The organism is Kitasatospora sp. NPDC059673, assembly GCF_042734215.1.
Taxonomy (GTDB): domain Bacteria; phylum Actinomycetota; class Actinomycetes; order Streptomycetales; family Streptomycetaceae; genus Kitasatospora.
The window spans coordinates 20,980-46,450 of sequence record NZ_JBHWEN010000024.1 but is presented as its reverse complement, the minus strand read 5'-3'; the positions used below and the strand labels follow the sequence as shown (position 1 = coordinate 46,450).

Sequence of the window (25,471 nt, the reverse complement as noted above, 5' to 3'; positions counted from 1 at the left end):
CGCACGAAGGTTTTCGGCCAGTCGCACGCCTGGTCGTGCCGGTGACTCTAGAGCCCGAAGGCCACTTCTGAACAGGTTCAAAAAGCCGCCGGGGCGGCTTGGTCACAGAGTTGTGACACAAACCGCCCCGGCAGTGGGACTGCGGAGCAGGACCACCGGGCCCGATCAGTAGGCCCCGTACAGCGAGTACACGAGGTTGTCCTTCACGGCGGTTCCGAAGCTCGCCGGGAAGGTGCCGAACGGGACGCTCGCGTTGCTGTAGACGCCGGACCCGGCGGGGCCGGAGCTGTAGTGCATGTTGTTGACGGTGGAGCTGGTGCCGTTGGAGTTGTAGACCAGCCAGTAGGTGGTGTTGGCGGCCAGCGTGTAGGTGACGGCGGCGCTGTTCCAGGCGTTGGCGCTCAGCGTGCCCACCGAGCTGGTGGCCAGCAGGGCGTCCGGCGAGCCGCCGTTGTCGCTGTAGACGGCGATCTGGAACTGGTTGTTGGGCGAGGCGCTGGTCTGGCCGATGTGCACGTTCAGCGAGCTGAGTGCGATCGGCGAGGCGCCGGTGGTGATCTTCGAGCCGTTGAGGTGGTTGGAGTTGGTGTCGTCGAGCTGGGTGCCGATGGTGTTGTTGCCGATGGTCTGCGGCGGGGCGCCGGCGGTGGTGAAGGCCGCGGTGTAGGCGGCGGCCTGGGTGTTGCCCGCCAGGTCCTTCACGTTGGCGACGCTCAGCGTGTAGCCCGTGCTGAGCGAGAGCGCGGCGTTCGGGGTGAAGGTGACGGTGTTGGTCGCGGAGTCCAGGGCGACGGTGCCGGCCACCGCGGTGCCGCCGCTGGTGGTCTTCAGCGTGACGTTGGTGGAGTTGACGGTGGCGGCCTGGACCGGCTCACTGAAGGAGGCCTTCACCGGGGCGGTGGCGGCGACGCCGGTCGCACCGTTGGCGGGGACGGAGCCGGTGACGGTCGGCGGGACGGTGTCGGTGCCGTAGGTCGCCGTGTACGAGCCCACGTTGCCGTCGAAGAAGGCGTACGTGATGCCGTGGATGGTCTCGATCCGGTAGTTGACGGCGGTGGTGCCCTGCTTGATGCCGGTGAGGGTGCCGCCCGCCGAGTTGACCGGGACCATGGCCCGCAGGCCGTTCGCGCCGCCGGTGATGCTGAAGCTCAGGGTGTTCGCGTTCCAGGCCATCCCGGAGAACGCGGAGCCGTTGCGGAAGTCCAGCCAGTTCAGCAGCTGGCGGCCGGAGACCACGGGGGTGCCGTGCGCCTTGGCCGAGGCGATGACCTGGTCGGACGCGGTGGAGGCGGCGTAGTCGGTGTGGATGTTGGCGGTCAGGACGGTGTAGTAGCCCTTGGCGTTGTACGCGTTGTCCAGCAGCGTGTTGACGGTGCCCGGCATGGACTGCCCGGACTCGTCGGTGAGTTGGGTGGTGGACTGGTACTCGTTGATGGTGGCGCCGTTGCTGTCCGCGTACTTCATCGGCAGCCCGGTGCCGTTGAAGTAGCCGGGCCGGTCCTGCACGAAGCTGGCCGGGTAGTAGTAGTAATCGGTGTCCAGCCGGATGCCGTTGGCCAGCTTGGTCTTGGCCTGGGTGGCCCAGTCGTCCCACTCGACGCAGTGGGTGCGGGTGCTGTCCGCGTTGGGCAGGGACGGGAACTTGGCCTTCCAGGCGGCGATCTGGGTGGTGTAGACGTTCGCCAGGTCGGCGGGGGTCCCCCACGGGGTGCAGTTGGTGGTGATGTGGGTGCCGATCTCGAAGCCCTGGTCGGAGTAGGCCTTGGCCTGGGCGTCGGTCATCGGCCCGCTGGCGTAGACGTAGGACGAGGCGCGCACGCACTCCCAGTTGGCCACGTTGCAGCCGGCCGGGCTCTGCGCGATGTAGCCGTCGAAGCGTCCGGTGGTGCCGCCGATGCCGTGGTCGTCGCCGGTCATCACCACGACGGCCTTGACGTCGCGGGGGAAGTACCAGAACTTCGGCAGCGGCTTCTTGGCGGCGTCCATGGTGGTGATCAGGTTGCCGAGCAGGCGCTGCTGCTCGTCGGCGATCGGGATCTGTGCCTTGTCGAGGTTGTTCCAGTTGAGCTGTCCGCCGGTGCCGAAGAACATCTCGCTGGCCTCGATGCCGTCCACGTTGTCGCGCTGCTGCCCGCCCCAGGCGATGTTGCCCTGGCGGGTCTGCACCACGGACTTGGCGAGGTCGAAGGTGAACGCGGCGGCCTGGCCGGTGCCGGCGGTGCGCAGCGTGACGGCGGGGTTGGTGGTGGGCACGGCGACGTCGCTGTACAGGGTGGCGACGGCGGTGGCGCCGTTCAGCGTGTACTTGTCGGCGGTGCCGTGGTAGCCCATGGTGTCGGAGGTCAGTCCGGTGCCGGGCGCCGCGGTGGTGTCGATCTTCAGGTAGGAGTCGGCCAGTGTGTCGGTGGTGGCGGTGAGGCCGAGCAGCCCGGCGAGCTGCTTGTCGGGCCGCATCGCGACCAGCCGTCCGCCGCCGTTCACCCAGCTGGTGAACATGGTGGTCTGGGCGGCCGTCAGCTGGTTCTCCGCCAGCAGCACCACGTCGTACTGGGCGAGGGTGGCGGAGGTGACGGTGCCGAGGTCGGCGGTCTTGTAGTAGTTCAGGCCCTCGGCCTTGAGGATCTCGCCGTAGTACGAGGTGTACGGGTTGGCCGGGTCGGTGACCAGCAGGATCGGGCCCTCGTTGCCGGGGCCGTTGCCGGGTGTGCCGCTGCCGCCGCCGGACGGGGTGTAGGTGGCGTAGATGGAGTAGTTGAGGTTGCCGGTGGAGACGGCGCCGAAGCTGCTGGGCCAGCTGCCGAAGGCCGCGCCGCCGGTGGAGTAGCCGCTCTGGCCGCCGGTGGAGTAGTTGAGGTTGTTGACCGCGGCGGAGACGCCGTTGGAGTTGTACGCCAGCCAGTAGGGCGTGTTGGGCGCGAGGGTCGCGGTGACCGGCAGGGTGTTCCAGGCGTGTGCGGTGAGCGTGCCGGAGGCGGAGGAGCCGAGCAGCGCGCCGGGCTTGCCGGCGACGTCGCCGTACACCGCGACCTGGTACTGGTCGTTGGGCGTGGAGCCGACGGCGCCCACGTACACGCTGACGCTGTTGACCGTTCCGCCGCTGGAGCCGGTCACGAAGCGCGAGGTGTTGATGTAGTTGGAGTCGCCGGAGTCGGTGGCGGTGCCGATGGTGTTGTTGCCGAGGACGGCGGTTTCCGCGTGTGCCGCGGGCGCCGCCATCAGCCCGGTGGATGCGAGCAGGGCCACGAGCAGCCCGGCGAGCCGTTTTCTGAACCTCACGCCAACCCCCCAAGGTCGGATGACCGGATGAACGGCAGAAGTGCCGTCCTCCGTCCTATCGGCTCCGACCCCGGCGCGTCCGCAGAACCCTCACATCACAGCCACGACTTCCGGCCAACTCGAACGCGAACGCTCCGCATCCGACCCGTGTGTCTGCACACCTTCAACACCCGCCACCGCGTTCAACACTTGAACAGCCCGGTGGCGGGCCTCAGCCCTTCACCGACCCGGCCAGCAGCCCGCGGACGAAGTAGCGCTGGAGGGCGAAGAACACCGCCAGCGGCACCAGCATCGACAGGAAGGCGCCCGCCGAGAGCAGCTCCCAGCGGCTGCCGTTGGAGCCGGACAGCTGGGCGAGCCGGGAGGTCATCGGCGCGACCGTCGGGTTGCCGCCGGCGAAGGTGAGCGCCACCAGCAGGTCGTTCCACACCCACAGGAACTGGAAGATGGCGAACGAGGCCAGCGCGGGGGCGCTCAGCGGCAGCACGATCGAGCGGAAGATCTTGAAGTGCGAGGCCCCGTCCACCACCGCCGCCTCCATCAGGTCCCGCGGCAGCTGGGCGATGAAGTTGTGCAGCAGGAAGATCGCCAGCGGCAGCGCGAACATCGTGTGGGTCAGCCACACCGGCACGTACGTGTCCTTCAGGTCGAGCGCCGGAATGACGGTCACCGAGCCGAGGTGGGCGCCGCCGGAGAACAGCCTTAGCAGCGGGATCAACGCCATCTGCAGCGGCACGATCTGCAGCGCGAATATCACGAAGAACAGGGTGTCGCTGCCCTTGAACCGCACCCAGGCCAGCGCGTACGCCGCCATCGCGGCCAGCACCAGCGGGAAGACGGTGGCGGGGATGCTGATCGCCACCGAGTTGACCAGGTACGGCATCAGGCCGCCGGAGGTGCCGAAGGAGTTGTCGAACAGCACCGCCCGGTAGTTCTCCAGCCCGAAGTCGGGGTGGACGAACGCCTCCCACCAGCCGGTGGACGCGACGTCGCCCTTGGGACGCAGCGAGGTGACCAGCAGGCCGACGGTCGGGATGGTCCACAGGGCCGTCACGACGACCACCAGGACGCTCGCCAGCGGGCTGCTGAAGGACCGCCGGACGGCCTTCACGGGCGGCAGTTCGGGCTCGGCGGCCTTGGCGGGGGCCAGGGTGGGCTGGGCGCTCATCGGGTCGCACGCTCCTTGCGCAGCAGGGCGATGTTGTAGACCACCAGGGGCGCCACCGCGAGGAAGAGGATCACCGCGAGGGCGCTGCCGCGGCCGTAGTTGTACTGCTCGAAGGTCTGCGAGTACATCTCGTTGGCGAGCACCTGGGTGCCGTAGTTGCCACCGGTCATGGTGCGGACGATGTCGAAGGCCTTCAGTGTGATGATCATGACGGTGGTGAGCACCACCACCAGCGTGGTGCGGATCATCGGCACGGTGACGTGCAGGAACAGCCGCAGGCCGGTGGCGCCGTCGAGCCGGGCGGCCTCGGTGATCTCGTCCGGGATGGCCTTGATCGCGGCGGACAGCACCACCATGGCGAAGCCGGTCTGCACCCAGACCAGGACGGCCATCAGCAGGAAGTTGTTCAGCGGCTGGGACAGGATCCAGTTCGGCGGATCGTCCCAGCCGAGCGCGACGGCGAGCCGGCTGAGCAGGCCGACCTGGTTCTGCCCGGCGCCGCGCGACTCGTACACCAGCTTGAAGATCAGCGAGGCGGCCACCAGCGAGACCGCCATCGGCATGAAGATCAGCGACTTGTAGATCGCCTGCCCGCGCATCCGGTCCACCATCAGGGCCAGCCCGAGGCCGAGCCCGGTGGCCGCGAAGGGAGCGACCACCAGCCACAGCAGGGTGTTCAGCAGCACCCCGTGGATGGGTGAACTGGTCAGCGCCCAGCCGTAGTTCTTCCCACCGACGAACTTCGTGCCGTCGGCGTCCAGGAAGCTCAGCACGACGGTGCGCAGCAGTGGCACCACCAGGCCGGTGAGCAGCAGGACGATCGCCGGGCCGAGCATCAGCGCGATCGTCAGCGGCCGGGAGAAGCGTCCGGTGGCGCGGCCGGCCGCGAAGAACACGGCGAGCAGGACGCCGACGAAGCCCAGCACGGCGCCGCCGGTGTTGCCGAACTTGAGCGCCGCGTCCTGCCACAGCGAGTCCGCGAGGTGGAGCGCCGGCCCGGCGAGCCGGGTGTCGTTGGGCATGCGCGGGGTCCTTCCTCAAGACCTGGTGATCTTCAGGGCATGGGGAGGGCAGCGCGGGCAGGTGGTTCACCCGCCCGCGCTGCCCGGGGAGTCCGGCCTACTGGGGCCAGGCGGCGTCGATGTCGGCGGCCGTCTTCTGGATCGACTGGCCCTCGGCGAACCAGGCGGTGAGCGCCTTCCATTCGGCGCCGGCGCCGACGGCGGCGGGCATCAGGTCGGAGGCGTCGAAGCGGAAGGTGGCGGCCGGGTCGGTGAGCGACTCGGCGGACAGCTTGTCGATCGGGTCGGTGTACAGGCTCTTGTCGACGCCCTGGTTGGCGGACACCCAGCCCGGCGAGACCTTGACCCGGCTGCTCGCCCACTCGGAGCTGGACAGGTAGTTCTGCACGGCCTGCACCTCGGGCCGGTCGGCGAACGCGGCGACGAACTCGCCACCGCCCTCGACCGGGTTGGTGACCTGCGGGTTCACCGCCGGCAGGTGGAAGGCGAAGACGTCGCCGTCGGGGGCGATGCTGGTGCCCTTGGGCCACTGTGCGCGGTAGAAGGACGCCTGCTGGAGCATCGCGCACTTGTTGCTGAGGATCGGGGTGCCGGCGTCCTGGAAGGTGGTGGTGGCGATCGACTTGACGTCGCCGAAGCCGCCGTTGACCCAGGCCGGGTTCTGCATCCAGTCGGCGACGGTCTTCATCGCGGTGGTGATCTTCTCGTCGGAGAACTTCACCTTGTGGCTGACCCACTGGTCGTAGACGTCGCCGCCGTAGGAGCCGAGGACGATCTCCTCCAGCCAGTCGGTGGCCGGCCAGCCGGTGGCGGTGCCGGAGCCGATACCGCCGCACCAGGGCTTCATGGCGCCGGCCCTGGCGATCTTGTCGCTGAGCGCGATCAAGTCGGCCCAGGTCTTGGGGACTTCGTACCCGGCGGCCTTGAACGCCTTCGGGGAGTACCAGACCAGGGACTTCATGTTGGCGCTCATCGGCGCCGCGTAGAAGGTGCCGTTGACCGACCCGTAGGTCTTCCAGATCGGCGACCACTTGTTCTCGTTGTCGACGGTCTGCTGCGGGGGCTTGACCACCTTGCCGCTCTTCACCATTTGGGCGAGCAGGCCGGGTTGCGGGATGACCGCCAGGTCGGGGGCGTTGCCGCCGGCCACCCGGACCGGCAGCTGCGACTCGAAGTCGTTGGAGCCCTCGTAGACGATCTTGATGCCGGTGCAGGAGCTGAAGTCGGCCCAGGACTTCTCCAGCGAATCCGACTCGGGCGCCAGGATCGACGCGTACATCGACACCTTGGTGCCCGAATGACCCGCGTACGCCTGGTACTTTGCGCAGTCACCGGTGAGCGTGGCGGCCGAAGAACCGCCCCCGCCGTCGGACGAGGAACTGTTGGAACAGGCGGCTGTCAGTGCCAGTGCCAGAACGGCCGGTACGGCCAGCAGCCTCCGGCGTCCAGTGGTCACGGGGGTGATCAATGCGGTCCTCCTTGCCAGGGCATGGGCATGCCAGCCGTAAGAGAAACAACACTGCGCTGTACCGAAGATGGGGTCTGTGCACCCAGCTGATCGCTGGCTCAAAGACGTTAACCCACCGACCACCCCACGCCAAGGAGCGCGTTCGACCTTCATCGGGCAGCACCCCAGTTGTGACCGCGCCGTGCTACGAGGCCGCCGCCCGACCATCCGTCAGCGCCTCCGCCGCCCGCTCCGGATCCGCCAGGTCCACACCCCGCTCGCGCAGCACGCGCGCCGCCGCGCCGCCCTCCCGGATCAGTCCGGGCAACAGGTGGCCGGTCTCGATCCGGCGCACCCGCTGCCCGGCCGCCGCGCGCAGCGAGAGCACCCGCTTGGCCGAGTCGGTGCCCCTCGTCCCGCCCCGTCCCGCTCCAGGGCCGGGCACGGGGTCAGTACCGCTCCGCCAGATACTCCGCGAAGGTGATCCGGCCGTCCGCGTGCTCCGGCGCCAGGTTCCCGCCCGCCCGCAGCGCCTTCATCGCCCCGCCCGGCGTCGGCACCCGCAGCACCGGCCGCCGCCGGCCCCGCGCGTGCAGGAACTCCGCCGCCAGCGCCTCCACCGCACGCACCTGCGGGCCGCCGAAGTCCGCCACCCGTCCGGCCGGCCCGCCCTCCGCCAGGTCGGCCAGCCGCTCGGCGACGTCCCGGACGTCCACCGGCTGGAACGCCACCCCGCGCGGCAGCAGCAGCACCGGCGCCTTCGACAGCCCGTCCAGCATCCGCACCAGCAGGTCGTGGAACTGGGTGGCGCGCAGCACCGTCCAGCCGAGACCGGACGCGGCGATCAGCCGCTCGCACTCCGCCTTCGCCCGGTAGTAGCCGAGCGGCACCGTGTCCACGCCGACGATCGACACGTACACCAGGTGCGTCACGCCGGCCTCGCGGGCCGCCGCGACCAGCCGACGGGTGGCGTCCACGTCCCGCTTCCCGCTGGTGGTCGCGCAGTGCACCACCGTGGTCGCGCCCGCCACCGCCGCCTCCACCCCGCGCCCGGTCACCAGATCGGCGACCGCCCAGCCGTGCTCCCCCGGCGTGTGCGCCTGCCGGCTCACCACCCGCACCGGGCAGCCCCGCGCCACCAGCCGGCCCACCACGACCCGGCCCAGCGTCCCCGTCCCGCCCGTCACCACGATCTGCCGCATCGCGCTCACCCCATCTCCACCCCAGCCTGCGCGGTTGCCGCGCACCCGGCAGCCCGGCCGACGCACCCGGGGGAACGGGGTCACCCCGGGGTCACATGTCCTCCGGCCACGGGTAGCCGAGCAGCTCCGCGTACTCCGCGCTGCCGCCGCAGACCCGGGCCTGGGCGCGCGGGTCCGCCGAGGTGAGACGGTCGACGAGGTCGGCGGCCAGTTCGACCGGGTCACCGGCGGGGACGGTCAGTTCGACCAGGAACTGCAGGTAGGGCGATTCGCCGGGGCGGTCCGAGACGGCCGGGCGCCAGAAGAAAGTCAGGTCGATCCGGTCGGGGCCCGAAGACCAGGTCCACAGGGCGTCGAACTCGCACTCCCAGGCGGCCAACAGCTCTGGCCGGCGGGCGAGTTGGGCCTGCACCAGGCGTCCGACGCCGCGCGCGGGCCAGTCCTCGACGCCGATACCCGCGCGGTCGAGCTCCGCCAGGTACTGCGCGGCGTCGAACCGGTACGCCGGGAGGTCGAGGCCCTTGATGTCGGGGTTGCGCCAGCCGTCCCAGACCACGGCGCCGCCGTCCTGGCGCACCGTCACATACAGGGCGCCGCAGCACTCTTCACCGCATCCCGCCACGTGGAGCTGGACTTCCCGGGGCTCGGGGCCGGGCAGCAGCGGGCTGTACGGCCCGAGCAGGGAGCGCGGGTCCGGGCCGAGGTGCCCATCGGCGAAACCGGTGTCCAGCAGGTCACGCCCGTCGGCCAGCAGCCGGAGTTCACGCCGACCCTCCGAGGCCTCGTCGATGCGCAGTTCCAGCCGGTTGTTCGATACCTCATCCATCCCGGCATTGTGTCCGCACACGGCGCAGGGCGCCGACCGAATTAACGGTCGACGCCCTGCGCGCTACTGCCCGGTGACGGCGCGTCAGCTGCAGCCGCTGGTGGAGCCGCAGCCCTCGCAGAGGTAGCAGCTGCCGGCGCGGCGCATCTTGGTGCCGCAGGAGAAGCAGAGCGGCGCGTCGGCGTTCAGGCCGAGGCGGATCTCGGCGAGCTCCGTGGAGTTGTGCGCGGCGGGTGCCGGCTTGGGCTGCTCGACGACCGGGAGGGCGACGTGCGGCTTCTCGGCGGCGAGCGGCGCGGACTGGGCGAGCGACTCGACGTCGAGTTCCTCCTCGATCGGCTCGTAGGAGCCGGTCTCCAGGTGCCGGGTGCGCTCCTCGACGGAGTGGATGCCGAGCGCGGAGCGGGTCTCGAACGGCAGGAAGTCGAGCGCCAGGCGGCGGAAGATGTAGTCCACGATGGACTGCGCCATCCGCACGTCCGGGTCGTCGGTCAGGCCGGCCGGCTCGAAGCGCATGTTGGTGAACTTGGCGACGTACGTCTCCAGCGGGACGCCGTACTGCAGGCCGACCGAGACGGCGATGGAGAAGGCGTCCATCATGCCCGCGAGGGTCGAGCCCTGCTTGGACATCTTCAGGAAGACCTCGCCGAGGCCGTCGTCCGGGTAGGAGTTGGCGGTCATGTAGCCCTCGGCGCCGCCGACCGTGAAGGAGGTGGTGATGCCGGGGCGTCCCTTGGGCAGGCGCTTGCGGGTCGGGCGGTACTCGACGACCTTCTCGACCCCGGGGGCGGGCGCAGCGACAGTGGTGGCCGCCGGGGTCTTGGTCTTGGCCGAGAGCGGCTGGCCGACCTTGCAGTTGTCGCGGTAGATGGCGAGCGCCTTGACGCCGAGCTTCCAGGCCTGGAAGTAGATCTCCTCGACGTCCTCGACGGTGGCGTTCTCCGGCATGTTGACGGTCTTGGAGATCGCGCCGGAGATCCACGGCTGGATCGCGGCCATCATCCGCACGTGGCCCATCGGGGAGATCGACCGCTCGCCCATGGCGCAGTCGAACACCTCGTAGTGGGCGGCCTTCAGGCCGGGCGCGTCGATGACGTTTCCGGTCTCGGCGATGTGCGCGACGATCGCCTCGATCTGCTCGTCCTGGTAGCCGAGGCGCTTGAGGGCGCGCGGGACGGTGCCGTTGACGATCTGCATCGAGCCGCCGCCGACCAGCTTCTTGAACTTGACCAGGGCCAGGTCGGGTTCGACGCCGGTGGTGTCGCAGTCCATCATCAGGCCGATGGTGCCGGTCGGGGCGAGCACCGAGGCCTGCGCGTTGCGGAATCCGTTCTGCGCGCCGAGCCGGACCACCTCGGACCAGGTGTCGTTGGCAGCGGCCCACACCGGGGCGTCCAGGTCGTCCAGCGGGGCGACGGCCGAGGAGGCGTCCGCGTGCTGCTTCATCACCCGCTGGTGCGGGGCGGCGTTGCGGGCGTAGCCGTCGTACGGGCCGACCACGCCGGCGAGTTCGGCGGAGCGGCGGTAGGCGGTGCCGGTCATCAGCGAGGTGATCGCGCCGGCCAGGGCGCGGCCGCCCTCGGAGTCGTAGGCGTGGCCGGTGGCCATCAGCAGCGCGCCGAGGTTGGCGTAGCCGATGCCGAGCTGGCGGTAGGCGCGGGTGGTCTCGCCGATCTTCTCGGTCGGGAAGTCGGCGAAGCAGATGGAGATGTCCATCGCGGTGATGACCAGCTCGACGACCTTGGCGAAGGTCTGCGCGTCGAAGCTGTCGTCGTCGCGGAGGAACTTCATCAGGTTCAGCGAGGCCAGGTTGCAGCTGGAGTTGTCCAGGTGCATGTACTCGGAGCACGGGTTGGAGGCGTTGATCCGGCCCGACTCCGGGCAGGTGTGCCAGTGGTTGATCACCGAGTCGTACTGGATGCCCGGGTCGGCGCAGGCCCACGCGGCCTCGGCCATCTTGCGGAACAGGCCCTTGGCGTCGACGGTCTCGATGACCTCGCCGGTCATCCGGCCGCGCAGGCCGAAGCCGGTGCCGTTCTCGACCGCGGTCATGAACTCGTCGTTGACGCGGACCGAGTTGTTGGCGTTCTGGTACTGGACGGAGGCGATGTCGTCGCCGCCCAGGTCCATGTCGAACCCGGCGTCGCGCAGGGCGCGGATCTTCTCCTCCTCCTTCACCTTGGTCTCGATGAAGGCCTCGACGTCCGGGTGGTCCACGTCCAGGACGACCATCTTGGCGGCCCGGCGGGTCGCGCCACCGGACTTGATGGTGCCGGCCGAGGCGTCGGCGCCGCGCATGAAGGAGACCGGGCCGGAGGCGTTGCCGCCGGAGGAGAGCAGTTCCTTGGAGGAGCGGATCCGGGACAGGTTCAGGCCGGCGCCCGAACCGCCCTTGAAGATCATGCCCTCTTCCTTGTACCAGTCGAGGATCGACTCCATGGAGTCGTCGACGGACAGGATGAAGCAGGCGGAGACCTGCTGCGGCTGCTGGGTGCCGACGTTGAACCAGACCGGCGAGTTGAAGCTGAACACCTGGTGGAGGAGGGCGTGAGTCAGCTCGTGCTCGAAGATCTCGGCGTCGGCCGGGGAGGCGAAGTAGCCGTGCTTCTCACCGGCGGCGCGGTAGGTGAGCACCACCCGGTCGATGATCTGCTTCAGGCTCCACTCGCGCTGCGGGGTGCCGACCGCGCCGCGGAAGTACTTGCTGGTGACGATGTTCACGGCGTTCACCGACCAGAAGTCGGGGAACTCCACGCCGCGCTGCTCGAAGTTGATCGACCCGTCGCGCCAGTTGGTCATCACGACGTCGCGGCGCTCCCAGGTGACCGCGTCGTACGGGTGGACCCCAGGGGTGGTGTAGATCCGCTCCAGCCGCAGGCCCGCCTTCGGGGCCTTGGCGCCCTTCGCGGCCTTCTCCGACTTCGACCCGCGCGCGGACCCGCTCGTGGTGTCTGTCATGCCTTGCTCCTCCTCCTGGGCAAACGCCCGAAGTGCCCTGAAAAGTCCGGGCACGACTGGTTCGTTCTCCTGGTGCGCGGGCAGGCGGAAGCCCGGCCACGGCACACGGGTACTGCGGTGACTTGAATGAAAAGAACTGAAAAGGCCCGGCCGTTACAGCACGGGCAGCGGGGCCGCGGGCCGTTCGGAGCGCAGCTCCGCGATCGCGGCCTCGAAGTCCTCGAGGTTGTCGAACGCCCGGTAGACGGAGGCGAACCGCAGGTACGCCACCACGTCCAGCTCCTTCAGCGGGCCGAGTATCGCCAGGCCCACGTCGTGGGTGGAGAGCTCGGCGCTGCCGCTGGCCCGCACACACTCCTCGACCCGCTGCCCGAGCTGGGCCAGCGCGTCCTCGGTGACCGGGCGGCCCTGGCATGCCTTGCGGACGCCGGAGATCACCTTCTCGCGGGAGAAGGGCTCGGTGACACCACTGCGCTTGATCACCATCAGGGTGGCGGTCTCGACGGTGGTGAACCGGCGGCTGCAGTCCGGGCACTGCCGGCGGCGGCGGATCGAGCACCCGTCGTCGCTGGCGCGGCTGTCCACGACACGGCTGTCCGGATGCCGACAGAAGGGACAGTGCACCTGGAACTCCCTCCCTGCGACCCGACGGCGAACGACTCGCACCACTCTACCCGACTCGAAACACAAGACCTGTGCCCGATCGAGGACACTAGCCACTAGATCTAGTGGCGGACGCCGCGCCACGCCGGGCGAACGGGTGAGAGCCGGGGACATCGCGCGCCGGAACCCCATAGACTGTTCGAGTCGAACATGCAATCGACTTACACCCGGAGGCTTGATCACGTCAGGCAACCTCGAATAAATTCACTCGAACGTGTGTTTGGCGCAACCTTTCGATAGGGGCGCCAGTTGAGCTGGGCAGTTGGAGCACCAGTCGAGAGGGTCGCCCGCGATGTCCACCCCCAGCGCCGCCAGCGTCATGCACACCGTCGAAGCCAAGACCGCCATCCCGGTGCAGGAGCGTTCCGCGCGCACCACTGACCAGGAGAGCATGGATCAGACCATGAGCCGTAGTCAGCCGATCGAGGAAACCCCGCTCGGTGTGCCCACCCCCGTCGTCCGTGCCCTCCCCGGCCGACCCCCGGGCATCCGCACCGACGAGGCAGGCCTGACGGAGCGCCAGCGCCGCGTCATCGAGGTCATTCGGGATTCCGTCCAGCGGCGCGGCTACCCGCCGTCCATGCGCGAGATCGGCCAGGCCGTCGGCCTGTCCTCCACCTCCTCGGTCGCCCACCAGCTGATGGCCCTGGAACGCAAGGGCTTCCTGCGCCGCGACCCGCACCGCCCGCGCGCCTACGAGGTCCGCGGCGTCGAGGTCGCCCGCCCTGCTGCGGCGGAGACCTCCGGCCGGCCCTCCACCTCCTACGTCCCGCTGGTCGGCCGGATCGCCGCCGGCGGCCCGATCCTCGCCGAACAGACCGTCGAGGACGTCTTCCCGCTGCCCCGCCAGCTGGTCGGCGAGGGCGAGCTGTTCGCGCTGACGGTCAAGGGCGACTCGATGATCGACGCCGCGATCTGCGACGGCGACTGGGTCACGGTCCGCCGCCAGCCGGTCGCCGAGAACGGGGACATCGTCGCGGCGATGATCGACGGCGAGGCGACGGTGAAGCGGCTGAAGCGCGAGGACGGGAAGATCTGGCTGGTGCCGCACAACGTGGCGTACGAGCCGATTCCCGGCGACAACGCGACCATTCTCGGCAAGGTCGTGGCGGTCCTGCGCAGGCTTTGAGGTAGGCAGAGGGCGCACAACCGGGGGCGCGGGGAACTGCGCGAAGCGGAAGGCTGCCAACAGTAAGGTCCGGCCGAGGACGGTACTCCCGTCTTCGACCGGACCTTGCTGTTGAGTGCCTAGCGGGGCTTGACCGGTGGCGCGGAGGCGTCGATCGCGGCGAGGGACCGCCGGACCTGGTTGCGGTCGGTGGTGTACCAGAAGTCCGGCATGGAAGAACGGAAGAAGCTCCCGTACCGGGCGGTCGCGAGGCGGGGGTCGAGGACGGCGACCACGCCGCGGTCGTCCGCCGCGCGGACCAGGCGGCCGGCGCCCTGCGCCATGAGCAGGGCGGCGTGGGTGGCGGCGACGGCCATGAAGCCGTTGCCGCCGCGGGATTCGACGTCCTTCTGGCGGGCGCTCATCAGCGGGTCGTCGGGGCGCGGGAAGGGGATCCGGTCCATGACGACGAGCTGGCAGGCCGAGCCTGGGACGTCGACGCCCTGCCAGAGCGAGAGGGTGCCGAACAGGCAGGTCTGCGCGTCGGAGGCGAAGGTACGGATGAGCTCGCCGAGGGTGTCCTCGCCCTGCAGCAGGATCGGCACGTCCAGCCGTTCGCGCAGCGCCTCCGCCGCGGCCTGCGCGGCCCGCATCGAGGAGAACAGGCCGAGGGTGCGGCCGCCGGCGGCGCCGATCAGTTCGGTGAGTTCGTCGAGCATCTCGGGCCGGTCGGGTTCCCGGCCGGGCGGCGGCAGGTGCTTGGCGACGTAGAGGATCCCCTGCTTGGGGTAGGTGAACGGGGAGCCGACGTCGAGGCCGCGCCAGTACGGCGGGGCGTCCTCGCCGGTCTCGGCACTCGGCCCGTCGGGGGTGCGGTGGTCGGGCAGCCTGGTCTCGGCGGGCAGGCCGAGGGACGCGGCGACGCCGTTGAAGTCCCCGCCGAGCTTGAGCGTGGCGGAGGTCAGGACGACGGAACGGTCCTTGTACAGGTTTTCCCGCAGCAGCCCGGAGACGGACAGCGGGGCGACCCGCAGCGAGGCGGTGCCGAGGCCGAAGCGGTCGCTGCGTTCGATCCAGATGACGTCGTACTCGGAGCCGGTGAGCAGCCGGTCCGCCGTCTCGTGCAGGGTCTCCGCGGAGGCCATCGCCTGCTTGCGGACGGCGTCCTCGTCGCTGAGGCCCTTGTCGCGGGTCTCGCCGAGCGAGGTGATGACCTGGCGGCAGGCGTCCCGGATGCCGGCCACGGCATAGCCGAGGTATTCGGGGAGTTCCTCGACCTGGCCGGGCTGCGCAGTCTCCATCAGGCCGTGGAAGTTCTCGGCGGCGGCCTGCAGCGCGTCCACCGCCTTCTCGTTGGCGAGTTTGGCCGCCCGCTTGACCGCCCGGTTGACGGCACCGACGGTGAGTTCGGCGGTGGCGGCGCCGGTGACGCGGTTCACCAGCTCGTGCGCCTCGTCGATGATCAGCAGGCCGTGTTCGGGGAGGACGGGCGCGCCCTCGATCGCGTCGATCGCCAGCATCGCGTGGTTGGTGACCACCACGTCCGCCAACTTGGCGCGCTCGCGGGCCTGTTCGGCGAAGCACTCCTGGCCGTAGGCGCACCGGGCGGCGCCCAGGCACTCCTTGGAGGTGACGGAGAGCTGGGCCCAGGCCTTGTCGGAGACGCCCGGGGTGAGGTCGTCGCGGTCGCCGGTGTCGGTCTCGTCGGCCCAGTCGCGCAGCCGCAGCACGTCCTGGCCGAGCTTGCCGGTGGGGCCGCCGAGCGCGTCGACCGGGTCGAACAGGCCCTCGCCCTCGTCGCTCGGGGTGCCCTCGTTGGCGCGGTGCAGGCACAGGTAGTTGGAGCGGCCCTTGAGCATCGCGTACAGCGGGCGGCGGCGCAGCGTCGGGTGCAGGGCGTCGACGGTGCGCGGCAGGTCGCGTTCGACGAGCTGGCGCTGGAGGGCGAGGGTCGCGGTGGCGATCACCACGTTGTCGCCGTGGGCGAGGGCGGGCACCAGGTAGGCCAGGGACTTTCCGGTGCCGGTGCCGGCCTGGACGAGGAGGTGTTCGCCCTCGTCTACGGCGGCGGCGACCGCCTCGGCCATCCGGACCTGCCCGGGCCGCTCCACGCCGCCGACGGCGTTGACGGCGGCGTGCAGCAGCTCCGGGATACGGGAGGCGGGGACGGGAGGCGCCGATGCGTCCGGGCCGCCGGGCAGGGGTGCGGTGTCGTTCGTCATGACCTTCCCAGCCTACGGGGCCGGGGTGACAATCCGCTGCGGTCGGGCCGGGAGGTGCGCGGTGCTGTGCAGCGGGTTGTCGACCTGGCCGTGGACGGCGGCGTGCGGGCGGTCCGGGCGGTCGCGGTAGCCGTCGAGCAGCAGCCGGTTGCGGTTCAGGCAGAGCCGGTCGATCCGCGGCGCGAACAGGTCGAACAGCTTGTGCCGGTCGGCGAGTTCCGGGAAGCGCCGCTGGCAGTCCCGGATCCGCTCGGTCAGCAGCTCCCAGAACTCGGCTTCGGGGAGGCCGAGTTGTTCCTCCAGCAGGGGCGCGAGGTAGCGGTAGACGCCGATGAACAGCCCGGAGTGCAGGAACTGGCACAGGTAGTCGGGGTTCTCGCGCAGCAGCACCTCGCCGATCCCGTCGGGCAGGTCGGCGAGTTCCGGCAGCGGCTGGTCGCTGATGTTGACGTCGTCGACGAAGTCCTTGACGGCCAGCCGGACGGGGACGTCCTGCTGGTCGAACACGATGATCGCGTTCTCGCCGTGCGGGGAGAACACCAGGCCGTAGCGGTACAGGAAGTGCAGCAGTGGCGGCAGCATCACCGCGAACAGCCGCTCGACCCAGGCGCGGACGTCCAGGCCGGAGCGGGCGACGAGTTCGGCGGTCAGCGCGCGGCCGTCGGAGCCGGTCTGGAGCAGCGCGGCCAGGGTACGGCCGCGTTCGCCCTCGTCGAGGTGGCGGCCGAGCGGCTCGCGCCAGATCGCGCCGAGCAGTTCCTTGTACTGGTAGGGCGCGTCGGGCAGGTCCCGGTACAGCGGGTGTTCGACGGTGACGGAGGCGATCTCGCCGAGCAGGATCACCCGGCATTCCTCGCGCAGGTACGGGTCCTGGTCGCGCAGCCGCTGGATCCAGGCGGTGACGGCGGGCGCGGCGAGGGCGCGTTCGGTGGGCAGGCCGCGCCAGACCAGGGTGTTGAGGATGGCGAGCGGCAGTTTGACGGTGCACCGGTCGGGGCGGCTGAGGTTGAAGAACGACCGGATGGACTGCTGGGGCAGCCGCAGGTCGCCGTCGGTGGGCAGCGGGACGATCTCGCCGCTGGCGATCCACGGCGCGAACAGGCCGACCACGGTTTCGTCCCACTGCCAGGGGTGCACCGGCAGCAGCCAGAACTCGTCGGCGCGTGCGCCGAGTTGGGCACGGAACGCGGGGTCGAGTTCGGTCTGGTAGATGGTCTCGTCGCCGCGGAAGGCGGCCAGGTTCTTGTGCACGGCGAGCCACGGCAGGGTGCGGGGCAGCCGGGCCTCGGGGGCCCAGCCGGCCGCGTCGTTGGCGGAGAAGCCGAGCCGGCCCTTGTTGGCGACGATCCACGGGTGGCCGGTCTGCCGGCCCTCCAGTGCCGCGTGGTCGAGGTCGGCGAGTTCGGCGGCGGTCAGCGCGGTGGCCCGCAGGTGGGCGTCGGCGATCAGGGTGGCGGTGAGTTCGCGGACCAGGTGGCCGGTGGTGTCGCCGCTCAACTTCAATGTGTGCCGGGCCTGTTGGAGGAATCTCAGCGGGTCTTCGCCGCCGGTTATCGACCCCGGATCGACCTGCCAGCTGCCGTAGGCGCCCCGGCGGGCGGTGAACCGGTAGTCGGCGTCGGGGAGTTCGAGCAGGTAGTGGTCACGGCCGCCCTCCGACCGGGGGTGCAGCAGTTCCTCGTAGGAGAATTCGCCGAGCAGCTTGGCCAGCATGGCGCGTGCGGCGTCCTGCCAGTGTCCGGTGGTGAGCTGGGGCGGCAGGTGGAGTGCGGTGTCAACGGCCGGCTGCGGCACGCTCGTTCCCTTCCTGGGGTCGCGGAAGCACCGGGGCCGGGGCGGGCCCGGGTGCGAAGGTGGTCCAGGCGGTGCGGTGGGGCAGCGGGTGCAGGGTCTTGCCCGCGACGGCGTTCAGGATCACGGCGGCGCGGTGCGCGCCGAGCCCGAGGTCCGGGGTACCGACTCCGTGAGTGTGCAACTCGGCGTTCTGGACGTACAGCCCCCCGGTGAGTAGCTGCCGGGTGGCGACCCGGTGGTCGAGGTCCACCCGGTAGCGGCCCTGATCGTCCCAGTCGATCAGCTCGGCGATCGGGTCGAGCAGGGCGGGGCGGTGCGCCCGGTAGCCGGTGGCGAGCACCACGGCGTCGGTGCGGACCAGGTGGTGGCGGCCGGAGTCGGTGTGCCGGCAGTGCAGTTCGAGTCGGCCGTCGGCGCCGGGTCCGGCTTCGGTGACGGCGGTGCCGGGGAGGATCTCGACGGGTTCGGCGTCGATCGGGCGGCCCACGGTGCGCTCGTACAGGTGGTCGTGGATCTCGGCGAGGGTTTCCGCGCTGGCCGCCTTGTGCAGCTGCCACTGGGCGGGCACCAGGGCGTCCCGGACGGGCTCGGGCAGGCCGTGGAAGTAGCGGGTGTAGTCGGGGGTGAACTGTTCCAGGCCGAGCTTGGAGTACTCCATCGGGGCGAGCGCCCGGGTGCGGGTGAGCCAGCGCACCCGGGTGCCGTCGCCGGCGTGCCGGCGCAGCAGGTCGAGGAACACCTCGGCGCCGGACTGGCCGGAGCCGACCACGGTGATGTCCCGTGCTCCGTCCAGCTTTTGCCGCTCGGTCAGATAGTCGGCGGAGTGCAGCACCGCCGGGTGGTGGCGCAGCGCCGCGAACGCCTCGGGGCGGGCGGGTTCGGTGCCGACGCCGAGCACCAGGTTCCGGGCCAGGTGCACCCGGCCGGCCGCGTGCACCCGGTAGTGCTGCTGCCGGGCGTCCCAGTGGACGGCGTCGACGGGGCTGTCGAAGCGGCAGTTGGGGAGCCGGTCGGCGGCCCAGCGGCAGTAGTGCTCGTACTCGCGGCGCGGGAGCTGGAAGCGTTCACTGAAGTAGAAGGGGAACAGCCGCTGTTGGTCGCGCAGGTAGTTGAGGAACGACCACGGGTTGGTGGGGTCCACCAGGGAGACCAGGTCGGCGAGGAACGGGACCTGCATCCGGGCGCCGTCCACCAGCATGCCGGGGTGCCAGCGGAATTCGGTGCGGGCGTCGAGGAACAGCGCGCTGACGGTGTCGGCCCGGTCGGCGAGCGCGGCCAGCGAGAGGTTGAACGGGCCGATGCCGACGCCGATCAGGTCGTACGGCTCGGGCTGCTGGCCTGTCCTGTCGTCGTGGGAAGTCATGGCGTCCTAGCTCTCGGGCCGCGGTCGGATCATCAGGGCGGCGCGTTTGTCGGGGAGGTCGAGGTCGGCGGCGCGGGTGAATCCGGCGGCGGTGAACGCCCGGACGGAGGGCGTGTTGCGGACGTCGGGTTCCGCGAGCACCCGGGTGCAGCGGGGTTCGTCCCGCAGCAGCCGGGCGGCGATCGCGTCGAGCAGCAGGGTGCCCAGCCCCCGGCCGCGGGCGGCGGGGGCGAGCAGCAGGTGGATGCCCAGGTCGTACGGGCGGGCGGGGTAGTGCGCGGCCAGCGGGTCGAGGTCGGCGCGGTACAGCTCGAAGTAGCCGGTGGGTTCGCCGTCGAGCAGGGCGAGGACGGGGCGGCTGCGGCCGTCGCCGTCGAGCTGCCCGGCGAGGTGCGCGGCGGTGGTCTCGGGCGGGCCCGCGAGGGCCCACCAGCGGTCGGTCTCCGGGTCGTTCATCCAGCCGGTGAGCAGCTCCAGATCGGCGCTCAACCGCACGGTGCGCAGGACGAGTTCACCGGCACTGGTGGCGATGGGCCTCACGCCCCGGCCACCGGGTTGGCGATCTCCACGTACACCGACTGGGTCTCCACCGGGCCGACCAGTTCGTCCAGTCCGTGCAGCCGGGTCAGCAGGTTGGCCTTGCAGCGCAGGGTGGGGGCGTCCAGCAGGTGGGCGGGCAGTGTGGAGCCGGTGGCGGTGGCGGCGGGGCCGGCCAGGAAGCGGCGCAGCGCGGCCAGCAGCAGCTGTTCGTCGGCGAGTTGCTGGGAGCCGAAGGCGCCGATCAGGCCGAGCACGTGGTTGATGCCGAGGTAGTAGGCGAAGCGTTCGTCGGCGACGGCGTCGGGGACGAAGGTGTCGCTGTGCGCGCCGAGTTCGGGCAGCAGCCGGTGCAGCCGGTCGGCGTGCGAGGTGCGGAAGTAGTAGCCCTGGTTGTCGCGGTAGCGGCCGCCGGTGGGCCAGCCCTGCGGGTCGAGCAGGACCAGGCTGTTCTGCTGGTGGGCCTCCAGCGCGATGCCGGCCTGCCCGTCCAGCCAGAGGATCGGCAGGACCACGGCGTCCAGGTAGCGCAGGAACCACTCGGTGGCGACGGTCGCCGCGGGCCGGCCGCTGCGGGCGGCGAGTTCGCCGATCAGCTGGGCGAGTTGCGAGCCGTCCGGGGCGACGGGCTGTTCGGCGACCAGACCGGCCACGCACAGCGCCCGGTCGGCGGGGCCGAACGGCAGCTGCCGCAGCACGGTGTCCAGGCCGTTGGGGTCGCCCAGGGCGGGGTGGTCGACGCCGATCCAGGCCGGGTCGCGGACGATGTCGAAGCCGGGATGGGCGGCCTGCCACTGCCGGGCCAGGCCGGCTTCCAGCAGGCGGTGCACCTCGACGCCGCGGTGGAGTTCCTTGCGCAGGTTCTCCCGGCGGGAGTTGGTGATCCGCAGCCCCAGCGAGAGTTTGAGCATCCACGGGGTGCCGGGCCGGCAGACGGTGCGCACCGAGCTGGTGGGGTGCCAGGGCTCGCCGTGCTGGCCGAGGTCGGTCAGCAGGCCCTGCTCCAGCAGTTCGGCGACGGCCGGGCGGAGGGTCAGCTCCCGGGCCTGCCACGGGTGCAGCGGCAGGGCGGCGGTGCCGGCGGGCAGCGGGCGGCCGTACAGCTCGGCGGTGAGCCGCTCGGCGGGGGCGCCGGCGGCGGAGTCCGCGGCGAGCAGGCTGCGGTCGACGGCCCACCAGTGCAGCCGGAAGGAGCCGTGCAGCTCCGGCGAGTAGGCGGCGGACTGGGCGGGGCCGAGGCCGTCGCGGCTCTTGGGGGTGGGGTGCAGCGGGTGGCCGAGCAGCAGCGACTGTTCGGCGCGCAGGAACGGGTCGGCGGGGGCGGCGGTGAGTGCCCGGCGGTGGGCGAGGATCTCAGCGGTGCGGCCGACCGAGTCGGCCACCCGGGAGGTGAGGTCGGCGAGCTGGCCGGGTTCGGGGCGGCCGGTGGCGCCGGCCACCAGGGCGGCGACGGTGACGGCGTCCACCGGGTGCTCGGCGTTGCCGGTGGAGACGGTGGCGGGGCCGAACCGGTGCCAGCCGCAGGCCGACCAGTGCCGCACCGGCGCGGACAGCTGGGCCGCGCCGCCGAGGACGGGGATGCGCAGCAGGTCGCCCTCGGGGCGTTCGGCGGCGGTCTCCCGGGCCCAGCACCGCAGCAGGCTCTCGGTGGCGGCGTGTTCGGCGGCGACGGCCGGATCGGGATGGAGCAGCAGGTCCGGGGTGGGGTGCCCGGCCGACGGCCGGGCGACCGGGAGAACCTCGGTGAGGATGGTGGACAAATCCGCTCCTTGAGCCGCGCGATTGCCTTCGGGTAAGGGTTACCTATCCCGGCGGGCAGGGCACAAAATCGGCTCACCCGTTCCGGTGAGTTTCCGTCGATCATCCGCGCAGCGGCCGACCGGCTGGGATCCTGACGGACCGTCACCATCACGGTTCGGTGACCGGACGCCAACAGGACCGCACCGCCCGCCGGTGGCCCGCGCCCGAATGAAAGACTGTCCCGGGGGAACGGACCGTTTCAGGGGGGTTGAGAGTGAGGGCACGGGGGGTGCTGGCGGCGCTGACCGCGGCCGTGCTGCTGGGCGGAGTGGCCGGCTGCGGTTCGGACGGCGGCCCGGGCGGGGACGGGAACCCGCACAGCTTCGCCGAGTTGAAGCACTGGGGGTTCGCCGAGTGGGACCGCTGGGCGCAGCGGCACAGCTTCCGCAATCCGGTGGTGGCGGGCGCGTGGAGCGCCGAGACGATGGACCAGGCGCCGCCGCAGCAGCCCGCGCCGGCGGCTGCCGAATCGCCGGCGGCCGAATCGCCGTCACCGTCCGCGAGCAGCGGGCCGGGGCCGCTCCCGGCGGTCGCCGCGCAGCCGGTGCCGCGGCCGTACACCAGCTATCCGGCGTCGGGGAAGGTCTTCCTGACGGCGCCGAACGGCGGCACCGGCCAGTGCTCGGCGACCGTGGTGGCCGATCCGGCGAACCCGGGCCACAGCAATCTGGTGTGGACGGCCGCGCACTGCGTGCACGGGGGCAAGGGCGGCGACTGGTACAAGAACCTGGTCTTCGTCCCGGCGTACAACAGCTCGGGCGCGGCCAGCGACCACCACCGGGCCTCGCTCGCCGAGATCGCCCCGCTCGGGCAGTGGTGGGCGGACAAGGTGATCACCTCACCGCTGTGGACCACCGAGGGCACCAGGGGCGGGGACGCCGCGAACCAGTACGACTTCGCGGTGATCAAGGTGCGCGGCCCGGAGGGCGAGAGCCGCTCGCTGGAGGAGGTGCTCGGCACCGCCGTGCCGGTGTGGTTCGACGCGCCGCGCGAGCAGCTCGCGATCCAGGCCTGGGGCTATCCGGCGGTCGCGCCGTTCGACGGGCAGGAGCTGGAGCGCTGCGACGCCGGGCGCCCGGCCTCCCGGAGCTTCGACGCCGCCCGCCCGGCGATGCTGGTGATCGGCTGCACCATGACGGCCGGCGCCTCCGGCGGCGGCTGGTTCGCGGACGGCCCGGACGGCCGCCAGCGGCTGGTCAGCAACACCTCCATCGGCACCCAGGCGCACACCACCCTGAACGGCCCCTACCTGGAGGGCGTGGCCCGCCAGGCCCTCGACTACATCTCCCGGAAGTGACCGCCCGTCACCTCCGCACGACCTTCTCGACCGAACGACGACCACGGGGGGAATCACCCATGACCAGCCAGCACCGCACCGCACGCCGTGTGCGCTCCGCCGCCGCGGCCGCCCTGGTGACGGTACTCGCCGTCACCACCGCCGCCTGCCAGAGCCAGAGCAAGACCGCGAACGCGGCGCCGCCGGCAAGCAACAGCTCCGGGCAGCCGGGCGTCGATGTGAAGGACATTCAGGGCGCCCTCGCCAAGGTCTCCAGCTGGAGCGCCTCCGACTGGGCCGACTGGGCCTCCAAGAACGGCTTCAAGCCGGAGGACCTGGAGGCGATCAAGGCCTTCTGGGACCAGAAGAAGGTCTCCGGCGCGCAGGGTGTCAAGGTCGACAAGCCGAACACCAAGCAGTGGCCGTCGCTGGCGAATGTGGTCTTCCCGAAGACCATCCCGGCCAAGGCGCAGCCGCACCCGTACAGCGCGGACACCGCGGTGGTCGGCAAGATCCTCTTCGAGTCCCCGGAGGGCGGCATGGTGTGCTCGGGCACCGTGGTGTCCGACCCGAGCCACCCCGGCAAGAGCAACCTGGTGTGGACCGCCGCGCACTGCGTGCACGGGGGCAAGGGCGGCGACTACTACAAGAAGCTGGTTTTCGTCCCCTCCTACAACAAGTCCGGTGCGGCCAGCAACGGCAAGGGCAAGAGCGCCACCCGTGAGCAGATCGCCCCGCTGGGCGTCTGGGCGGCCCGCTCGCTGTACGTGATGCCGCAGTGGACGACCCAGAAGGAGGGCCACAGCGGCAGCGCGATCAGCCAGTTCGACTTCGCGGTGGTCCGGGTGGCCTCGCAGGACGGCTCCAGCCGTTCGCTGGAGGAGACCGTGGGCGGTTCGATGCCGATCTGGTTCGGCGCCCAGCCGGGCGAGATCACCTCGGCGTCCTCGTACGGCTACCCGGCCGACGAGCCGTTCGACGGCCAGGAGTTGGAGCACTGCGACTCCGCCGTCAAGCCGACCCCGTTCGTCTTCGACTCCTCCCGGCCGCCGATGCTCGCCATCGGCTGCGACATGACCGGCGGCGCCTCCGGCGGTGGCTGGTTCACCAAGCACGACGGCAAGACGGTGCTGTTCTCCGACAACTCGATCGGTGACGACACCTGGATGGCCGGACCCAACCTCGGCCCGGACGCCAAGCGGATGTTCGAGGCCTTCCTGCAGGACAAGAGCGGGCAGTAGCCCGGACATGCGGACGGCCCGAGGCGGGAGCTCCCGCCTCGGGCCGTCCGTCGTTCGTGCGCTGCGGCTACGCGGTGACGACCGCGTACCGCTCCAGCTCGGCGGCCAGCACCGCCGCTACCTTGGCGTGCAGCAGCGTGCCTTCCGCGGTGTGCTCGGCGCTGATCAGCTCGCCCTCCGCGTGCACCCGGGAGACCAGGTCGCCGCGGGTGTAGGGCACCAGGACCTTGACCTCCACCGCGGGGCGGGGCAGTTCCTCGTCGATCAGGGCGAGGAGTTCCTCGATGCCCTGGCCGCTGCGGGCCGAGACCACGATGGCGTGCGGCTCGCGGCGCAACAGCCGCTGGAGCACCGCCGGGTCCGCGGCGTCCGCCTTGTTGATCACCACGATCTCGGGCACGTTCTGCGCCTCGACCGAGACGATCACCTCGCGCACGGAGGCGAGCTGCGTCTCCGGCTCCGGGTGGGAGCCGTCCACCACGTGCAGGATGAGGTCGGCGTCGGCGACCTCCTCCATGGTGGAGCGGAACGCCTCGACCAAGTGGTGCGGCAGGTGCCGGACGAAGCCGACGGTGTCGGCCAGCGTGTACAGCCGGCCGCTCGGGGTCTGCGCGCGGCGGACCGTCGGGTCCAGGGTGGCGAACAGCGCGTTCTCCACCAGGACGCCGGCGCCGGTGAGCCGGTTGAGCAGCGAGGACTTGCCGGCGTTGGTGTATCCGGCGATGGCCACCGAGGGCACCTGGTGGCGCCGCCGCTCCTGCCGCTTGGTGTCGCGGCCCTTCTTCATCTCGGCGATCTCCTTGCGGAGCTTCGCCATCTTCTCGCGGATCCGCCGCCGGTCGGTCTCGATCTTGGTCTCACCGGGACCACGGGTGGCCATACCGCCGCCCGAGGTGCCGGAGCCACCGCCACCCATCTGCCGGGACAGCGACTGACCCCAGCCGCGCAGGCGCGGCAGCATGTACTGCATCTGCGCGAGCGAGACCTGCGCCTTGCCCTCCCGGGACTTGGCGTGCTGGGCGAAGATGTCCAGGATCAGCGCGGTGCGGTCGACGACCTTGACCTTCACCACGTCTTCCAGGTGGATCAACTGACCGGGCGTGAGCTCACCGTCGCAGACCACGGTGTCGGCGCCGGTGGAGGCGACCAGGTCGCGCAGCTCCTTGGCCTTGCCGGAGCCGATGTAGGTGGCCGCGTCGGGCTTGTCACGGCGCTGGATCACGCCGTCCAGGACCTGGGAGCCGGCCGTCTCGGCGAGCGCGGCGAGCTCGGCCATCGAGTTCTCCGCCTCCTCCAGCGTGCCGTCCGTCCACACGCCGACGAGCACCACGCGCTCCAGGCGGAGCTGGCGGTACTCGACTTCGGTGACGTCCTGCAGTTCGGTGGAGAGGCCGGCGACACGCCGGAGCGCGGCACGCTCGGAACGGTCGTACTGCTCTCCGTCGTAGTTGCCGAGGCCCTCGTCGATCGCCGCGAGGTCCTCGTCCATCAGGGCTTCCGCCTTGAGGTCGGCGAGGCGGTTGGCCGACTCGCTCGATCGGGTGCGGCTGTCGAACGTGGAGGTCATT

At 71.0% G+C, this 25,471-nt stretch carries 18 protein-coding genes; 3 read left to right on the top strand and 15 right to left on the bottom strand.

All coding sequences use genetic code 11. The annotated features are described in order from the left end of the window. Positions 1–165 precede the first annotated feature (165 nt). From ACFV18_RS25405 to nrdR, 9 genes are all read right to left on the bottom strand, one after another. Positions 166–3,276, bottom strand: a complete 3,111-nt coding sequence (locus tag ACFV18_RS25405; RefSeq protein ID WP_380486889.1) for an Ig-like domain-containing protein — start codon at positions 3,274–3,276, stop codon at positions 166–168. Positions 3,277–3,487: 211 nt separating this feature from the next. Continuing rightward, complete coding sequence (locus ACFV18_RS25400; protein WP_380486887.1) at positions 3,488–4,444, bottom strand: carbohydrate ABC transporter permease; 957 nt, start codon at positions 4,442–4,444, stop codon at positions 3,488–3,490. Then, positions 4,441–5,466: a carbohydrate ABC transporter permease gene (locus tag ACFV18_RS25395; RefSeq protein ID WP_380486885.1), complete on the bottom strand. Its 1,026-nt coding sequence runs from the start codon at positions 5,464–5,466 to the stop codon at positions 4,441–4,443. The genes ACFV18_RS25400 and ACFV18_RS25395 overlap by 4 nt, the downstream gene beginning before the upstream one ends. Before the next feature lie 97 nt (positions 5,467–5,563). Next, positions 5,564–6,934 carry an ABC transporter substrate-binding protein gene (locus tag ACFV18_RS25390; protein ID WP_380486883.1) on the bottom strand — a complete coding sequence of 457 codons (1,371 nt, stop codon included), beginning with the start codon at positions 6,932–6,934 and terminating at the stop codon, positions 5,564–5,566. 184 nt (positions 6,935–7,118) lie between these two features. Then, positions 7,119–7,358, bottom strand: a complete 240-nt coding sequence (locus tag ACFV18_RS25385; protein WP_380486881.1) for a Clp protease N-terminal domain-containing protein — start codon at positions 7,356–7,358, stop codon at positions 7,119–7,121. Between the two features lie 4 nt (positions 7,359–7,362). Then, positions 7,363–8,115 (bottom strand): SDR family oxidoreductase, encoded by a 753-nt coding sequence (locus ACFV18_RS25380; protein ID WP_380486978.1) that lies wholly within the window; start codon positions 8,113–8,115, stop codon positions 7,363–7,365. Between the two features lie 91 nt (positions 8,116–8,206). Beyond that, the gene (locus ACFV18_RS25375) at positions 8,207–8,941 is read right to left on the bottom strand and encodes a hypothetical protein (RefSeq protein ID WP_380486879.1); all 735 of its coding nucleotides are present in this window, start codon (positions 8,939–8,941) and stop codon (positions 8,207–8,209) included. A gap of 84 nt (positions 8,942–9,025) precedes the next feature. Beyond that, positions 9,026–11,899 carry a vitamin B12-dependent ribonucleotide reductase gene (locus ACFV18_RS25370; RefSeq protein WP_380486877.1) on the bottom strand — a complete coding sequence of 958 codons (2,874 nt, stop codon included), beginning with the start codon at positions 11,897–11,899 and terminating at the stop codon, positions 9,026–9,028. A 153-nt stretch (positions 11,900–12,052) separates the two neighbouring features. After that, positions 12,053–12,523: a transcriptional regulator NrdR gene (nrdR, locus tag ACFV18_RS25365; RefSeq protein ID WP_380486874.1), complete on the bottom strand. Its 471-nt coding sequence runs from the start codon at positions 12,521–12,523 to the stop codon at positions 12,053–12,055. A 442-nt stretch (positions 12,524–12,965) separates the two neighbouring features. Here nrdR and lexA point away from each other — a divergent pair, with 442 nt between their 5' ends. Next, positions 12,966–13,691 (top strand): transcriptional repressor LexA, encoded by a 726-nt coding sequence (gene lexA, locus ACFV18_RS25360; RefSeq protein ID WP_380486977.1) that lies wholly within the window; start codon positions 12,966–12,968, stop codon positions 13,689–13,691. A 119-nt stretch (positions 13,692–13,810) separates the two neighbouring features. On the opposite strand, the gene ACFV18_RS25355 is transcribed toward lexA, so the two are convergent. Genes ACFV18_RS25355 through ACFV18_RS25335 form a run of 5 tightly spaced genes read right to left on the bottom strand, consistent with a single transcriptional unit; the run spans position 13,811 to position 21,346 of the window. Next, positions 13,811–15,892 carry an ATP-dependent DNA helicase gene (locus ACFV18_RS25355; protein ID WP_380486872.1) on the bottom strand — a complete coding sequence of 694 codons (2,082 nt, stop codon included), beginning with the start codon at positions 15,890–15,892 and terminating at the stop codon, positions 13,811–13,813. Between the two features lie 12 nt (positions 15,893–15,904). Then, on the bottom strand, positions 15,905–17,686 hold the full coding sequence (locus tag ACFV18_RS25350; RefSeq protein WP_380486870.1) for an IucA/IucC family protein: 1,782 nt from the start codon (positions 17,684–17,686) through the stop codon (positions 15,905–15,907). Beyond that, positions 17,667–19,049, bottom strand: coding sequence for a lysine N(6)-hydroxylase/L-ornithine N(5)-oxygenase family protein (locus ACFV18_RS25345; protein ID WP_380486868.1), 1,383 nt, complete (start codon positions 19,047–19,049; stop codon positions 17,667–17,669). The genes ACFV18_RS25350 and ACFV18_RS25345 overlap by 20 nt, the downstream gene beginning before the upstream one ends. A gap of 6 nt (positions 19,050–19,055) precedes the next feature. Continuing rightward, positions 19,056–19,694, bottom strand: a complete 639-nt coding sequence (locus ACFV18_RS25340; protein WP_380486975.1) for a GNAT family N-acetyltransferase — start codon at positions 19,692–19,694, stop codon at positions 19,056–19,058. Next, entirely contained in the window at positions 19,586–21,346 is a 1,761-nt protein-coding gene (locus ACFV18_RS25335) for an IucA/IucC family protein (protein ID WP_380486866.1), read from the bottom strand. Before ACFV18_RS25335 ends, ACFV18_RS25340 begins: the two co-directional genes overlap by 109 nt. 254 nt (positions 21,347–21,600) lie before the next feature. Here ACFV18_RS25335 and ACFV18_RS25330 point away from each other — a divergent pair, with 254 nt between their 5' ends. Together ACFV18_RS25330 and ACFV18_RS25325 are read left to right on the top strand one after the other, a co-directional pair. Next, entirely contained in the window at positions 21,601–22,683 is a 1,083-nt protein-coding gene (locus ACFV18_RS25330; RefSeq protein WP_380486864.1) for a trypsin-like serine peptidase, read from the top strand. 59 nt (positions 22,684–22,742) lie between these two features. Next, entirely contained in the window at positions 22,743–23,903 is a 1,161-nt protein-coding gene (locus ACFV18_RS25325; protein WP_380486862.1) for a trypsin-like serine peptidase, read from the top strand. A gap of 67 nt (positions 23,904–23,970) precedes the next feature. On the opposite strand, the gene hflX is transcribed toward ACFV18_RS25325, so the two are convergent. Then, positions 23,971–25,470 carry a GTPase HflX gene (hflX, locus tag ACFV18_RS25320; protein ID WP_380486860.1) on the bottom strand — a complete coding sequence of 500 codons (1,500 nt, stop codon included), beginning with the start codon at positions 25,468–25,470 and terminating at the stop codon, positions 23,971–23,973. Position 25,471: the final 1 nt, after the last annotated feature.

Excerpts from the sequence above, each read along its gene's own strand:
- lexA (WP_380486977.1), top strand. The coding sequence starts at position 12,966 with ATGAGCCGTAGTCAGCCGATCGAGGAAACCCCGCTCGGTGTGCCCACC.
- ACFV18_RS25370 (WP_380486877.1), bottom strand. The coding sequence starts at position 11,899 with ATGACAGACACCACGAGCGGGTCCGCGCGCGGGTCGAAGTCGGAGAAG.
- ACFV18_RS25375 (WP_380486879.1), bottom strand. The coding sequence starts at position 8,941 with ATGGATGAGGTATCGAACAACCGGCTGGAACTGCGCATCGACGAGGCC.
- ACFV18_RS25345 (WP_380486868.1), bottom strand. The coding sequence starts at position 19,049 with ATGACTTCCCACGACGACAGGACAGGCCAGCAGCCCGAGCCGTACGAC.
- ACFV18_RS25400 (WP_380486887.1), bottom strand. The coding sequence starts at position 4,444 with ATGAGCGCCCAGCCCACCCTGGCCCCCGCCAAGGCCGCCGAGCCCGAA.
- ACFV18_RS25380 (WP_380486978.1), bottom strand. The coding sequence starts at position 8,115 with ATGCGGCAGATCGTGGTGACGGGCGGGACGGGGACGCTGGGCCGGGTC.
- hflX (WP_380486860.1), bottom strand. The coding sequence starts at position 25,470 with ATGACCTCCACGTTCGACAGCCGCACCCGATCGAGCGAGTCGGCCAAC.
- ACFV18_RS25395 (WP_380486885.1), bottom strand. The coding sequence starts at position 5,466 with ATGCCCAACGACACCCGGCTCGCCGGGCCGGCGCTCCACCTCGCGGAC.
- ACFV18_RS25325 (WP_380486862.1), top strand. The coding sequence starts at position 22,743 with ATGACCAGCCAGCACCGCACCGCACGCCGTGTGCGCTCCGCCGCCGCG.
- ACFV18_RS25355 (WP_380486872.1), bottom strand. The coding sequence starts at position 15,892 with ATGACGAACGACACCGCACCCCTGCCCGGCGGCCCGGACGCATCGGCG.